A 12,863-nucleotide genomic window follows, 5' to 3' on the forward strand; every position below is an offset into this window, starting at 1 on the left:
TCATTTATGGCAAATTCAGATATTAAAAAGATACAGATTAAGCGGGGACTATCATCCAAGGTACCGCAGCTCGTCCTGGATGCGGGAGAGCTTGCAATCGCGCTGGACACTGGCAAGCTCTATAGCGGGGACGGCGAAGGTAATGTCGTATTGCTTAACCCGGCTGCGGCAGCAGCAGACACAGCAGCCAAGCTGGCTACAGCCCGTACAATCTCACTCACAGGGGATGCTACCGGCTCTGTCTCCTTTGACGGCTCCGCCAATGCCCCTATCACCGTAGTGCTGGCTAATACCGGTGTTGCGGCGGGGACATACACCAAACTGACTATTGATGCCAAGGGGCGGGTACTCAGCGCCGCGCAGCAGACAGCGGCTGATATCCCTAACCTCACGCTGACCAAGATTACAGATGCCGGGACGGCCGCCAGTAAAAACACCGGTACCGCAGCAGGCAATGTTCCTGTCCTGGATAGCAACGGCAAGCTGGACGGCAGCATCATGCCTCCCATTGCGATTACGCAAGCGTATGCCGTTGCGTCTCAGGCCGCCATGCTGGCGCTGGATGTGCAGATCGGGGACATAGCTGTCCGGTCAGATGTAGCTAAAAACTTCATCTTGCGCGCCGAACCAGCATCCACACTGGCAAACTGGCTGGAGCTTGCAGCACCTGCCTCCTCCGTGAGCAGTGTGGCTGGGAAGACTGGAGCCGTTACTTTGGCCTCCTCTGATGTGGGACTGGGAAACGTGACGAACGTTGCCCAAGCTCCTGCGACACATGTCGGTGCAAGTGGTAGCGGCGCTCATCCCGATGCGACAACTAGCACATCTGGTTTTATGACTGCGGCGATGGTGTTGAAACTTAATGGCGTTGCACAAAACGCAACTGTTAACCGTAGTCAGGCGACTCAGGCGCAGGCAGAGGCTGGTACAGATAGTTCGACAGACATGTCTCCATTGCGAGTGGCGCAGGCGATTACAGCACAGACGGCCGTCATTGACGGCGGGACATTTTAAAGGGGGAGCGACATGGCAAATAAGATACAATTCCAGCGCGGTACCAAGGCGCTGCTTGCAGCCCATGGCCCATTGGATGCTGGCGAGCCGGGGTACACCACGGATACCAAAGAACTATTTATAGGTAACGGGACAGGAGCCAATACGCCTTTGGTTTCGGCCACAGCAGCGGACATCACTTTTTACGTCCGCACAGACGGGAATGACGCGAATACCGGTCTTGCGAATACGGCGGCAGGGGCGTTTAAGACGATAGGCAAGGCAATTAGTATGATACCGACAGTTGTGGATCATGCTGCTGTAGTCAACGTGGCAGCGGGTACGTATAACGAAATGATAAACGTGTCGGGGTTTTCGGGAGTCGGCGTGATTACGATTAAAGGCGCCTCTGCTGCGGGTAGTACACACATTATAACTGACCAGGTTGCAGTAATGCGCAATAGTTGCCGAGTGGAAGTGATAGGCTTTAAAAGCACTACAACCACGAAGAATAATTTTTATACTACAGGATGTGTTGAAGTATTGTTTCATCACTGTATGACTGAGGCAAGTTCAACCTTCCCGGGTTTTTACGCAGAAAACGGCTCTGTTTACGTGGCAAGCGCTATTGTTAATTCCAAACAAGAATACGCATTTTATACTCATGTTAATGGGTTAATGCTGGTACACAACTGCTCTGGATCAGGAAATGCAGTAGGGTATAGAGCAGCGTATGGCGGAAAAATAAGCATGTACGATTCTAACGTAGGCGCTACTACTCAAATTAGTGTATTCGCTGGCGGCATCGTCACTGACAACAATAATTTTGGTGTTATTAACCCATGGGGAGATAACAATACCCGCACTAGAACAGGGGTATTCGGGGTTAAAACTTCGCAGCAAACCATTTCCCCTAATACATGGACACGCATCCTTTTCAGCGGGGAGAATTACGATTTTTTGAACGAATTTGATATTAGTCAATCTATCATCACAGTCAAACAAACGGGGGTATATTTGCTCACGGCCAGACTTTACGTGAATGATGGCGCTGCCGGAAATGTTATAGTTATGCGAGTTAAGCAGGGCAGCGTTTACTATACCCTAACCTCCGATATGATTGCGAGCAATGGGCATCATTACTGTCAAGCATCATTTCCAATACTCGCGGACGCAGGTAACGATATTAGCATTGAAGTATCATCAACCGCCTCTGTGACTATAAACCCGGCGGCAGATGCAACTGGCTTAAATCTATTTAGAATATCATAGAAGGAGTGGAAAGGATGAATATACCTGCCGCGATTAGTTTCCTATTCCCCGGAGCTAACCCGCTAATTGATTTTGAAGTCAGAGACCTTGGCCCTGAGCCTGTGATACGCCCCGGGGCCGAAGAGAAAGGAAGAGTACGGTACGATATCAAGCCGCCGGAAGACGGCGAGGAACCAGTAGAGGGCGTACACTACCGCTACGGGATCGACTATAACCTGCTGATCGAGGGCGAGGATTACGACCTGATAGAGCGCGGGCCGCATATCGCGGTCTGGAAGCTGGACGCACCGCAGCCGACAGAGGCTGAGCTTCAGGCAGCGTGGGAGGCGTACCAGGAGGCAGAGGCCAACAAGCCGCCGGAGCTGACGGAGGTAGAGACTTTGCAACTTGCCCTAGCAGACACCTATGAGCAACTACTGACAGCGCAGGGAGACGCTACAAGCGCACAGGTTGCCCTTGCCGATCTGTACGAGTTGACGTTGGCATTACAGTCCGATGTTGCCGCCCTGAAGGGAGGTGTAAACTGATGCCAGCCATTTATGCCAGTCTAATCCGTAAAGGACTCAAGACATTGGAGCAGGTGCCGACAGTGATCCGTGATGATGTTGCTGCTCTGCTCGAAGCTAAATAGATAATGATGGCGCCCATTGAGGCGTTTTTATTTTGCCTCTGGACTTGTATCCGGGGGCTGCTTTTTTACATTAGAGATAGAGGGGAGCGGGGGAATGGACAGTAATAACCTATCAAACTTGGAGAAGCTGCTGCCGCTCGCAGACAAATACGGCCTGGCCTATATTGTGGCGCTGGTACTGGTGTTTATCGTCTTTGGCTTTGTACGAGATATCCGGCGCGGGAAATGGGTGCCTCGGGAGCTGCTAGACCGCGCTGAGGAGGACAGGGACCGGCTGCAGGCGATCCTGGATAAAGAGCGGTCCGACTTCATGGCACCTACACTCCAAGTGCTGCAGCGATTGAAAATTGATCACGCCGCCAGTAATGCCGGTAGTGATGAGGACAGGGGAGGATAACCGTGTTTAGTCGATGGATCAAACGATTATCGCCCCGCCACACAGAGAGAGAACAAGAACTGGCGCGGGCGTCCCGCAGGGTCTCATTCTCAATAAAGCGATACAAGGACACCTCCAAGGACATTCAAGAGGAGATCCGGAATAATGGTTTCGCGGAATATTTAATTTATGATCGGGGTGTTAATCATGGGGGGCACTGATATCTTGCTGTTAATTGCATATGGTATTTCATTCATCTGTGCGCTGCTGCTTATAGCCGCGCTTTTTTTGTACTTCCGCACAAGGTTCCGGGCGCGGGTGGTCAGCTTGTTTATGCTGGCGGCGTTCGCGTTCCTGGGGGCATACACCGTTAAGATGGCTGTGGCCTTTTGGATTCGGTTTTCCAACGTCACGGGAGGGGATGCCGTCTATGCAGCGCTTAAGTCTACAGCCTGGGCCGTAGCACAGACCGGCACGACATTGGGCCTGGTGATTCTGACCGTGCTTATGTACACCAAACGACAGGATCTGTTCCTCTCATTCCCGGCGGTTAAGAGAGAGGAGGCGGGCAGAGATGCTGACGCTTGATCAGGTAAAGCTCAAGTCTATGCCCCGAATGTCCGGCCTGCACCCGGTCCTTGTGGCCGGCACGGTGGCGCTCATAGAGCGCTGCTATGCCCGGGGCGTGCCCATCCTCATCACTCAAGGGCTGCGGACAATCAAGGAGCAAGACGCCCTATACGCACAGGGCCGGACCAAGCCGGGGAACATCGTCACCAACGCCCGGGGTGGCTATAGTAATCACAATTTTGGGCTGGCTATTGACTTCGCGTTGCTGCTGCCGGACGGATCGAGCGTGTCTTGGGATATGAAGCGAGACGGAGATAAGGATGGGATTGCTGATTGGCTGGAAGTGGCGCAGGAGGCTAAGGCGTTGGGGTTTGAGTGGGGCGGAGACTGGACGTCATTTAAGGATTACCCACATTTGCAGATGGTCTTTGGACTCAGTACGGCGCAGCTCCGCGCAGGTAAAGAGCCGACAGCAGCACAAATTAAGGCGGCATATGCCGTTATTGATAAATTACAAGGGGAGGCGGACGAATTGTCAGCAGAGGATAAGAAACGGATTGAAGCATTGGAGGCCGCGGTTAAGGCATTGACCAATAGCAAGGATGTGCTGAAGGACCAGGCACTTCAGCAGGCAAGTGAGATCAAGGAGCTGAGCGCCTTATTGCTGGAGTTGACCAATACCAACCCGCCAGCGTGGGCCAAGGATGCGCTGAAGGCGTTCGCTAATACGCCATCAGTGCTTAATGGCAAGCCGGTCATTGATACACCGGACAAGGCCACATACACCGAGGCACGGCTGATTACCATCTTGCACCGTCTGGGACTGGCCGGAATTCAGAAGGGAGCAAAATGATCATGAAGAGCAAATGGCGGAACTATGGCATGTGGGTATCCTTGACCGCAGCCGTGCTGCTGGGCGTTCAGGCGGTCGGGGCGATCTTCGGCCTACAGTTAGCCCCCGAGAAGTATGACGAGGTTACAGCGGCCGTCAATGCGGTCCTGGGCGTGCTAGTGGTTCTGGGGATTGTGAGCAACCCGGAATCAGGCAAAGGCTATACCGACAAAGAGTAACCATCCGCCCTGCCATCTGGTGGGGCTTATTTTATTTTGAAGGATAGGAGACCTGTCCATGTTTAATAGAGGATCATTTAACCGGATCGCCTTCAACCGGGAATTCTCGGTATTTGTATTTGGGAGTGCTGTCCTGCGGGGCGAAGGGACGTTAAAGGCAGGGGCTAACCTCATTGCAACGGGCTCAGTGGCTCTGCACGGCGAAGGCAACCTGAAGGCTTCATTTGTACGGGAAGTTAGGTTCAGCGCGGCCATGCACGGCGAGGGCGGGCTGACAGCGGCTTTTGTGCGGGAGAGGTTGCAGCGGGCCGTCATGCATGGAGTTGGGACCCTGAAGGCAAACGGCAGCCGGTACCACCTGGATGAGATTGTGTTCACTGGATCGTTTGCTCCGGGGGACCGCATCGTTATTGACAGCAAAAATCTCACCTTCACCAAAAACGGCCAGAACGCTCTGCACATGATGCAGGGCGATTTTTTTGACCTGAATCTTGGCAGCAACAACATCGTTTACACAGACCCGGCAACGGGCCGGGAAGTGCTAATCCGAATTACGTACCGGGATAAATTCATCTAGGAGGTCAATTATGTACGAGCTGATATTAGCGGATATTAACCCCGATCTATGTCGTGAATTTGAACGTGCCTTTGCAGGGCAGGAGGACGTAAAGGTCATATGTGGCCCGTTCCAGGAGATTGAGAAATGGGATTGTATTATCACCCCTGCGAATAGTTACGGCATTATGGACGGCAGTTTTGATCTCAGAGTGGCGGAGTTTTTCGGGCCCAGCCTGCAGAGATCTGTTCAGGCGAGTCTTTTCGTGTATCATGCCAGAATGCAGGCCGTTGGAACATCATTGATCATTGAGACGGAAAACGCCGAACATCCATTTGTCGCGCATACACCGACAATGAGGTATCCCATGAAGATTGCGGGAACAATCAATGTCTTCTTAGCGATGAAAGCCGCGCTTCAAGCCATTCTTAATCATAATGATAACGGCGGGGGAGAACACCGACAGTTTATTAATAAGGTCGTATGCCCGGGACTTGGAACGGCAACGGGAGGCGTCCCTTTTAATGTGGCAGCTGATCAAATGAGAGCGGCCTATGATATGGTATTTGATTCTCCACGCCGAATGAACTGGGATGTCGTCAGGGAGATCGAAGGAAAGCTCAGAGGTGGATATAATGCCTAAAGCACCAGTCACGATATACGATGCTCAAATGCGGCGTGTGGCGCTGCTGGAGAATGCGTTCAACATCGAATACAGTATGCCTCTTAATTCACTCTGGACCGCAGCCTTCAGCCTGCCCGGGGATGATCCCAAGAATGCGGAGTGCCGGCCGTTCTACTTTGTCGAGTTGTACGATGATAATGAGCGGGTGGAGCTTTTTCGCATCGTGCCCAACACCATGAACCGGAGCCAAAGCGGGCCGACCATTAAGTATGAATGTGAGCATGTCCTGGCAACCCTGCTGAACGATGTGCTGTTCCAGGCCCACACAGTCGGCAATCTGGGCGTGTACACAGCGCAAGTAATCCAGTACATCCTATCCAAACAGATTGTGCCGCGCTGGAAACTGGGCACCGTTGGGTTTACCCGGCAGTTTGAATACAACTGGGAGAATGACACGCTGCTCGGGGCTCTGTTCTCTGTGCCGAAGCCCTTTGATTCAGAATATCAGTGGACCTGGGACACCACATCCTATCCATGGACATTGAATCTTGTCCCGCCCGCTGAAGAGGTGACCGCCTATATCCGGTATGGAGTGAATATGACCGAGATCGAGAAGGTGGTGGACCCGACAAACCTATGCACTCGGCTGTACGGCTTGGGCTTCGGGGAGGGGGTCAATCAGCTGACGTTCGCGGAACTGAACGGCGGTCTGCCGTATATCGAGGACGTTGCAGCTCAGGGACAGCACGGCATCCTGTCCTCTATCTTTGTGGACCGGCGCTTTGAATACCCAGAGACGCTGCTGGCACGCTGCCAGACTCTGCTCAACGAGCTTAAAGTGCCTCGGGTATCCTACAGTGTCGGGGCTTCGGAAATCCACCGCCTGACCGGGCAGCAGATATATAAATTCCAGACCGGTGCCCGCATACGAGTGCAGGATGACGAGATGGGGGAGGACTTCATAGCCCGGGTGGTCAACGTGGGCAAGGGGGATATGCTCGGCGCGCCGGGGGATGTGCAGATAGAGATCGCCAACCGCACGGAGGATATTGCGGGTAGTATTGCAGACCTTCAGAACCGGCAGCACATTAATGACTCTTATGCGCAAGGTGCAACCAATCTTGATACCCGAGACTTTGCCGACAATGCTGATCCTACACACCCGGCTGTGCTCAAATTCTATGTGCCGGAGGAGACGGCGCGGATCAATAAGGTGATGCTGTCATTTCAGGTGGAGGCATTCCGGGCTTACAGTAAAGCCATTGAGTCCGCACCATCTGTTTCATCAGGCCCAAGCAGTACCCAGACCGCAGGGCCAAGCAGTAGAGATACAGCAGGGCCCAGTACTCGTGATACAGCAGGGCCAAGCAGCGAACAGACCACCGCAGCGGGAGGTCAAACAACATCGGGACCTAGTAGTAGGTTGACTACAGCATCAGGTGGGGGTGTGGTTAATACGAGAACGGGGGCGTATAAATTAGATCCAGGTTTCGCCCCCGACCCCTCAACATATGAAGGAGCACACAATCACGGCGTAGCAAATGGAACCCAATTAGCTACGCCAGGCGGAGGATTTGTGACCTGGGTTTCTCATGCTGGTCATACTCATAATCCTGCAATGCATTCTCATCTGATAGATTTGCCCGATCATGTACACGACATGAATCATACTCATGAAATTCAGTCCCATGTGCATAACATGGATCATACCCATAGTATGGAACATACGCATAATATGGAGCACACTCACAGCATGGAACACACACATCAGATTCCTGCACATACACATGGGATTGAATATGGGATCTACTCGGGGCCAACACCAAATACATTGGTGATAACTGTGGATGGGAATTTAGTCCCGAACAGCGGAGTCAGCGGGGAGGATATTGATATAATTCCATATCTCAGCAAGGATGATAGTGGGAGAGTGAACAGGGGGCAATGGCACACTGTCGCAATTGCCCCTAATACTCTTGGAAGAATTATTGCCACTATAACAAGTCAAATTTTCATTATGAGCCGAGGTGGAGGGAATTTCTAAAAATTAACTCCCAAATAAGCGGCAGATTCTTTTGAGAGATAAATGGTTCCATCTTTGACCATTGCTACGTGCAGCCCGTCTTCACTTGTATACTCGGCATCTGCCATTTGTCCTGCCATTGAGAATACTAGTTTTTTGTTTCCCAACTCAAAAATCACATCTCTAATTTTCCCGGAAGTTGCAGACACATCCACGGTGTAGTCCTCAACCAACTTTTTAGCAGAGATCCATTCACTTTGATTAAGGGTAGGTTCGACTTGTGATGTACTCAATTCAGTTCCTCCTTTTGACTTAAGATCAATGGATTTTTTCGTGTTATCGAATTCCAACTCATAGCCTGTGATTGCCGCAACTTCACGGACGGGGAGATATGTTGTTCCTTTATAGACGAGGGGGTCAGCCTTCAGCGTTTGCTTCTGGCCATCGACAGATATCGTAAATTTTGCGAGAACGGCCTGGACGGTTTGGGTGGTCGCAGCTGCGGCCATTCCCGCCGATCCGATCAACATGCCGGCCACAAGGCCTATGATTGCTTTCTTCAAAAGAGTCAACTCCTTTAATTTCATAGTACCATATTATACGGCATAATCTGCCAATAGTTTTAGGGAGGGAATGCAAATGGAAGAGGAATTAATTCGACGAATTGTTCGTGAAGAACTGGATAAACGGGAAGCAGAGAAGAAGTCGGCCACTAATGGTGCTCATAACTTCGGATTATCTCCTATATCCAACAACATCATTTATCAAGAAGACGGGAGTATTGTTGTTGATATGAATAAGGCTATTTAAACCAGTCATCCGGCATTTTTCGAACTACCTTGGCAGGGGGCTTAATTACTAATTCAAGGGCAGGCGTTTCAGAAACTACTCCTTGCCAATATTTTTCGGCATTAACGGCACCTTGGAATAATGTAAATGTATCGCCAATGGTTAACCATGTTGAATCAAGTATTACTGCATTAGAAGCTTCAAATTCAATCTCATATAATGGATGTTCGATTTCTTTATTAAGTGTCAGACGCCATTTCTTCGCATCTTCAATTGTTTCGGCAGCGAATATCGCTTGAAATCTTGATGTCATACTAGGATAGTTTAACTGCCGTGTGTGTTCGCATATACTTTCAACAATCGCATTTACAAAGCTTCCAGAGTCTCCGGATATCGAACTTATATAATGAGTAATGCCATGGCTTGTTAATCCTCCTGGATAGTTTCGTTGCATCAAAGAGGTATATATTTCAGGGGCATCAATTTTTATAGGTAATAAATCAATAGTTTGTCCGATACTCATTTCGTTACGTCTATCTAAACGATATGCCTTCACGCAGAGCCCTCCTTATGTATTTCAGTAACAGTTCGCCAAGCATATATAATTATCCTGTAAATACATTTACAGAATGTCCCAAGCGTGATAATGTCATCTGTAAGCGAACGGAAGCACCGTACCCTGCCAGCATTGGTGGGGTATTTTGTTGTATAGGAGGAAGTTTTTTGAGTGCATCATACAAAGTGCTGGAAAGCGACACTGACTTTCTTATGGCTGCTTTGGCGCAGTCTAAAGTCTCTGTCTGGTACAGGGAAGAACCGGACCCTATAGGCCACCTTATGGATTATGGAGGCATAGTGGAAGGATACACACCTGAATCTATTAAGATTGCTGGTGCCCGGTTTGTCCGGGAGCGATTTGAATTCAGAGCACACATAGAAAAAGCCCGTCAACCTTAACTGGTCAGCGGGCTTTTTTTCTGTTCATATCTTGTTTTAAAGTAAGCCTGACACTCTGCGCAGTGATTAGGCTTTTTGCCTTTTTTGTTGGCTTTGGGCTCAGTCCACGGTTGGCGGCACTGAGGACAAAGTTCCACTTTTGCTTTGGCCACTATCCGTTCGCGATAAGCATTTGTTTTGCATGTATCGCAGCAGTATCTGCGGCCGTTTTCAGAATTTATAGGATTTAAGCACAAAGAATAAGCGCATATCGAGTCGAACTCTCCTTGTGTAATCTCAACAAAGTGTTCTCGCTTTGCTATGGAAATCAGCCTTTTTTTAGCTGTTATGGGACTTGAGAATATCCCGATTTGTTGTATATCTTCATCTGTGACATTATATCCTTGTGGTGGAGGTGCAGATCGAGGCGAGACGATGTTGTTAGCTTCTTGCCACCGTTGAATTGTACGGCGGAGCTCCCTGGGTGTGTTTTTCATTCGCCTCTGTGGATGGAAGTAGCCTTTGACCACTTCTTCAGTGCAGTCTGAACAGTAGAGTTGGTTTGGCGAATTAGCAATAAATATACTACCACAACGTTTGCAACTGCCTGCGTCTCCGACAGCCAACGACTTCGCCCCCTTATTTTTAGACCAGTTACGCATATATCGATTCCGATTTTGACGGCGGCATTCTTCCGAACAAGTTGTGGTTCCGTTCACCGGGTCAAACAAGTTTTTGCACCATGCGCACAAATTGCTTGTCTTTCTTCGGCGTATCTTCCGAACCGAATTAATCCGGTCTTTGTTTATATTGTAAAAGGCGAGAGATGTTTTTTTGTCGTATTCCGTTGTATGAACAGGCTGACACTCTTCACAAAAGCGCTGAAGGCCAGACTTCACTACGAAACCTTTTTTGCAGCGGTCACATGTGTCTTTACTGCCTAACGCCCGAACTTCCCCCTGTCTCTTTCGACTTTGGAAATCGGCCATTTGTTGACACCGCCGAACAATTCGGCATGTCGGGCAGAAGTAAGCACGTGGACCACCACGGAAATTCTTCCCGCAAGAAGGAGTTTGACAGATGCGATCTTGTAGCAACCTGCATCACTCCTCTGGCGAAACTATAAATCCGTGATCTTTCAAATACTCTATTACATTCGCAATATCGGCAGATTGCATAAGCCGAAATTCATCGCCATTATCTTCAAGCCAGTCGGCATATATTATGCCTTTTTCTTCGGAAATATGGACGCCTTCTTTGACGGCCGATTGCAATCCTTCGGCGGTTTCAAACATTGGCTTCTCCTTGAAAGATGGACGCATTCGTTTATTCCTCGCATACTCTTCCAGATCTGACCGGAGATAGAGGCGGGTCTTTCTCAATTCCCCGAACTCCACGAAGGCCTTAACGCCTCCATTTTGAATGGACTGGCCGAAGCCAGTCGCAGATTGCCCCGTAATGATCTGAGCCTCGTCCCGCATGACCAAGTTCTGTTCAATCCATTCTTTAATCTGCTGTTCGTTCAATGTTCATCCCCCCTTAAAATATCTGAGCGACTACAACCGCATCTTGGATAACGATTTCGTTGTCATCCCAAGGCGTTTCGATGTCTGAAGCTTTGCGATTTCCAGCGATAATGTAGCAATGTTCAGTTTCAAAGTGATTTTTGCAATCGTCTTCAAGGTTTTCTCTTGAGCCGATCTTGTAGATCGCAGTTGCGGCCATATCCCATGCAGATGTACCGCCCATGCTTTCCATTTCTTCATACTCTTCGGTCCCGAAGTCCGGGAACTCTCTTTCGTCTTCGCGGTCAACATTGGATTTTGACCACTCGCATTCTTCACCAACTTGATACTCTTTATTCTCAAAACGCAGGCCCACGAAGTAATATTTCTCACTCAGTTCGGAGTGGAGAGCTTTGACTTTATCGTACATTTCTACAATGTTCATTTCAATTCCTCCTGATCGATTTCTATATGTTTATAATAACATGTTAATAATAATATGTAAAGTGAATTAAGAGATTAATTTTCCATTGATTAAAAACTAATTATCGGCATATAATACAAACAAACGTTCTTATGAGGTGGTAACTGATGAACGGAAATATGCTAACACCCGAGGAGTTGAAAATAGTACGGGACCTTATCCTACTCCCGTACCTCGATACGATGGTAGCCAAGAGCTTAAAGGAAGTGGAGTTGTCCAGCAACGTCCTCAATAGAACCTATATGACCGCAGGCCGGTACATACAAAAGCGGATCATCCAAGACTCCTACCAGTTGCGACAGCAGCTTAAGCAACGGAATATTAAGATTGTGGAGGACTCACACGAAGACTTTGTTACATACAACATGATTTACTTCAGGGGCTATCAGCAGCGGTTCGGACTTACCCGGGATGTGATGCGCACGGAGATCAGCCTACGGTTAACAAAGTATACAACGGAATTAGGTAATGCATTAAATGAGAATAGAAGACCCCGTCAGTGATTATACTGGCGGGGTTTCTTGTTGCTGAGGTTCTTTTTCATATTCAATTAAATCCTCAATTCTTTCAATCTCAAGTACTTCCATAATTTTTTCTAAGTTTTCTACGGGCCAGCGTTTAGTCTTGTTCTCCATTAAATCGTCAATGCTGTTCCAACGTATGCCGGTAGCTGTACTTAATTGCCGAGCATTAATGTCCTTTTTAAACATAATTTCTTTCAGCTTAAGTCTGAGCATTTGCATCACCTCTACATTAATATAAAACACTTAGCGTTAAAAAACAACTCTAAACGATTATATTTAACGCTAAACGTTGACATATAACGTTTAACGTTGTATAATGGAAATGTAGAGAGGAGGTGAACATGATACATGAAAGATTGGGTACAGCTCCTTACAGCAGCCATCCAGTGTTACACAGCTTATCTGCTGCTAAAGGACAAAAAGAAAGGAACCAAAAAACGCAGCCACCGCGGCAAACGTAAATAGGTTCCCGGAGAGTAGGGGTTAGGGCCCCTGCTCTCCACCCAAT

19 protein-coding genes are annotated in these 12,863 nt (G+C 49.0%); 13 read left to right on the forward strand and 6 right to left on the reverse strand.

Annotated elements, in window-relative coordinates; genetic code table 11:
• The first annotated feature begins 6 nt into the window (after nucleotides 1–6).
• From MKY86_RS33705 to MKY86_RS33755, 11 genes are all read left to right on the forward strand, one after another.
• Nucleotides 7–1,014 carry a hyaluronate lyase N-terminal domain-containing protein gene (locus MKY86_RS33705; RefSeq protein ID WP_076079812.1) on the forward strand — a complete coding sequence of 336 codons (1,008 nt, stop codon included), beginning with the start codon at nucleotides 7–9 and terminating at the stop codon, nucleotides 1,012–1,014.
• A 12-nt stretch (nucleotides 1,015–1,026) separates the two neighbouring features.
• Complete coding sequence (locus tag MKY86_RS33710; RefSeq protein ID WP_076079813.1) at nucleotides 1,027–2,265, forward strand: hyaluronate lyase N-terminal domain-containing protein; 1,239 nt, start codon at nucleotides 1,027–1,029, stop codon at nucleotides 2,263–2,265.
• A gap of 14 nt (nucleotides 2,266–2,279) precedes the next feature.
• Nucleotides 2,280–2,792: an XkdW family protein gene (locus MKY86_RS33715; protein ID WP_076079814.1), complete on the forward strand. Its 513-nt coding sequence runs from the start codon at nucleotides 2,280–2,282 to the stop codon at nucleotides 2,790–2,792.
• Nucleotides 2,792–2,896 (forward strand): CD1375 family protein, encoded by a 105-nt coding sequence (locus tag MKY86_RS33720; protein ID WP_340827965.1) that lies wholly within the window; start codon nucleotides 2,792–2,794, stop codon nucleotides 2,894–2,896. Before MKY86_RS33715 ends, MKY86_RS33720 begins: the two co-directional genes overlap by 1 nt.
• 94 nt (nucleotides 2,897–2,990) lie before the next feature.
• Nucleotides 2,991–3,293 (forward strand): hypothetical protein, encoded by a 303-nt coding sequence (locus tag MKY86_RS33725; RefSeq protein ID WP_076079815.1) that lies wholly within the window; start codon nucleotides 2,991–2,993, stop codon nucleotides 3,291–3,293.
• Nucleotides 3,294–3,497: 204 nt separating this feature from the next.
• Nucleotides 3,498–3,860 (forward strand): hypothetical protein, encoded by a 363-nt coding sequence (locus tag MKY86_RS33730; RefSeq protein WP_143803744.1) that lies wholly within the window; start codon nucleotides 3,498–3,500, stop codon nucleotides 3,858–3,860.
• Nucleotides 3,847–4,695, forward strand: a complete 849-nt coding sequence (locus tag MKY86_RS33735; protein WP_076079818.1) for a M15 family metallopeptidase — start codon at nucleotides 3,847–3,849, stop codon at nucleotides 4,693–4,695. The genes MKY86_RS33730 and MKY86_RS33735 overlap by 14 nt, the downstream gene beginning before the upstream one ends.
• A gap of 2 nt (nucleotides 4,696–4,697) precedes the next feature.
• A complete protein-coding gene (locus tag MKY86_RS33740; protein ID WP_076079884.1) occupies nucleotides 4,698–4,913 on the forward strand; it encodes a phage holin in 216 nt (71 codons plus the stop codon).
• Nucleotides 4,914–4,971: 58 nt separating this feature from the next.
• Entirely contained in the window at nucleotides 4,972–5,490 is a 519-nt protein-coding gene (locus tag MKY86_RS33745; protein WP_076079819.1) for a phage distal tail protein, read from the forward strand.
• A 10-nt stretch (nucleotides 5,491–5,500) separates the two neighbouring features.
• Nucleotides 5,501–6,112: a macro domain-containing protein gene (locus MKY86_RS33750; protein ID WP_076079820.1), complete on the forward strand. Its 612-nt coding sequence runs from the start codon at nucleotides 5,501–5,503 to the stop codon at nucleotides 6,110–6,112.
• Nucleotides 6,105–8,138 (forward strand): phage tail spike protein, encoded by a 2,034-nt coding sequence (locus tag MKY86_RS33755; protein ID WP_076079821.1) that lies wholly within the window; start codon nucleotides 6,105–6,107, stop codon nucleotides 8,136–8,138. Before MKY86_RS33750 ends, MKY86_RS33755 begins: the two co-directional genes overlap by 8 nt.
• On the opposite strand, the gene MKY86_RS33760 is transcribed toward MKY86_RS33755, so the two are convergent.
• Nucleotides 8,135–8,680: a stalk domain-containing protein gene (locus MKY86_RS33760; RefSeq protein WP_076079822.1), complete on the reverse strand. Its 546-nt coding sequence runs from the start codon at nucleotides 8,678–8,680 to the stop codon at nucleotides 8,135–8,137. The two genes, MKY86_RS33755 and MKY86_RS33760, sit on opposite strands and share 4 nt — an antisense overlap.
• Nucleotides 8,681–8,756: 76 nt before the next feature.
• Between MKY86_RS33760 and MKY86_RS33765 the strand changes: the two genes are divergently transcribed.
• The gene (locus tag MKY86_RS33765) at nucleotides 8,757–8,927 is read left to right on the forward strand and encodes a hypothetical protein (protein ID WP_340827966.1); all 171 of its coding nucleotides are present in this window, start codon (nucleotides 8,757–8,759) and stop codon (nucleotides 8,925–8,927) included.
• Here the strand turns inward: MKY86_RS33765 and MKY86_RS33770 are convergent.
• On the reverse strand, nucleotides 8,920–9,462 hold the full coding sequence (locus tag MKY86_RS33770) for a DUF2441 domain-containing protein (protein ID WP_076079823.1): 543 nt from the start codon (nucleotides 9,460–9,462) through the stop codon (nucleotides 8,920–8,922). The genes MKY86_RS33765 and MKY86_RS33770 overlap by 8 nt on opposite strands.
• A gap of 167 nt (nucleotides 9,463–9,629) precedes the next feature.
• Between MKY86_RS33770 and MKY86_RS33775 the strand changes: the two genes are divergently transcribed.
• Nucleotides 9,630–9,863, forward strand: coding sequence for a hypothetical protein (locus MKY86_RS33775; RefSeq protein ID WP_076079824.1), 234 nt, complete (start codon nucleotides 9,630–9,632; stop codon nucleotides 9,861–9,863).
• Here MKY86_RS33775 and MKY86_RS33780 read toward each other — a convergent pair.
• From MKY86_RS33780 to MKY86_RS33795, 4 genes are all read right to left on the reverse strand, one after another.
• Nucleotides 9,860–10,468 (reverse strand): hypothetical protein, encoded by a 609-nt coding sequence (locus MKY86_RS33780; RefSeq protein WP_143803745.1) that lies wholly within the window; start codon nucleotides 10,466–10,468, stop codon nucleotides 9,860–9,862. The genes MKY86_RS33775 and MKY86_RS33780 overlap by 4 nt on opposite strands.
• Nucleotides 10,469–10,945: 477 nt before the next feature.
• Nucleotides 10,946–11,368 (reverse strand): hypothetical protein, encoded by a 423-nt coding sequence (locus MKY86_RS33785; protein WP_076079825.1) that lies wholly within the window; start codon nucleotides 11,366–11,368, stop codon nucleotides 10,946–10,948.
• A 13-nt stretch (nucleotides 11,369–11,381) separates the two neighbouring features.
• Nucleotides 11,382–11,792, reverse strand: coding sequence for a hypothetical protein (locus MKY86_RS33790; protein WP_076079826.1), 411 nt, complete (start codon nucleotides 11,790–11,792; stop codon nucleotides 11,382–11,384).
• 542 nt (nucleotides 11,793–12,334) lie between these two features.
• A complete protein-coding gene (locus MKY86_RS33795) occupies nucleotides 12,335–12,568 on the reverse strand; it encodes a helix-turn-helix domain-containing protein (protein WP_076079828.1) in 234 nt (77 codons plus the stop codon).
• Nucleotides 12,569–12,863: the final 295 nt, after the last annotated feature.

Source organism: Paenibacillus sp. FSL R7-0333 (assembly GCF_038000365.1).
Lineage (GTDB): Bacteria > Bacillota > Bacilli > Paenibacillales > Paenibacillaceae > Paenibacillus_AQ > Paenibacillus_AQ silagei.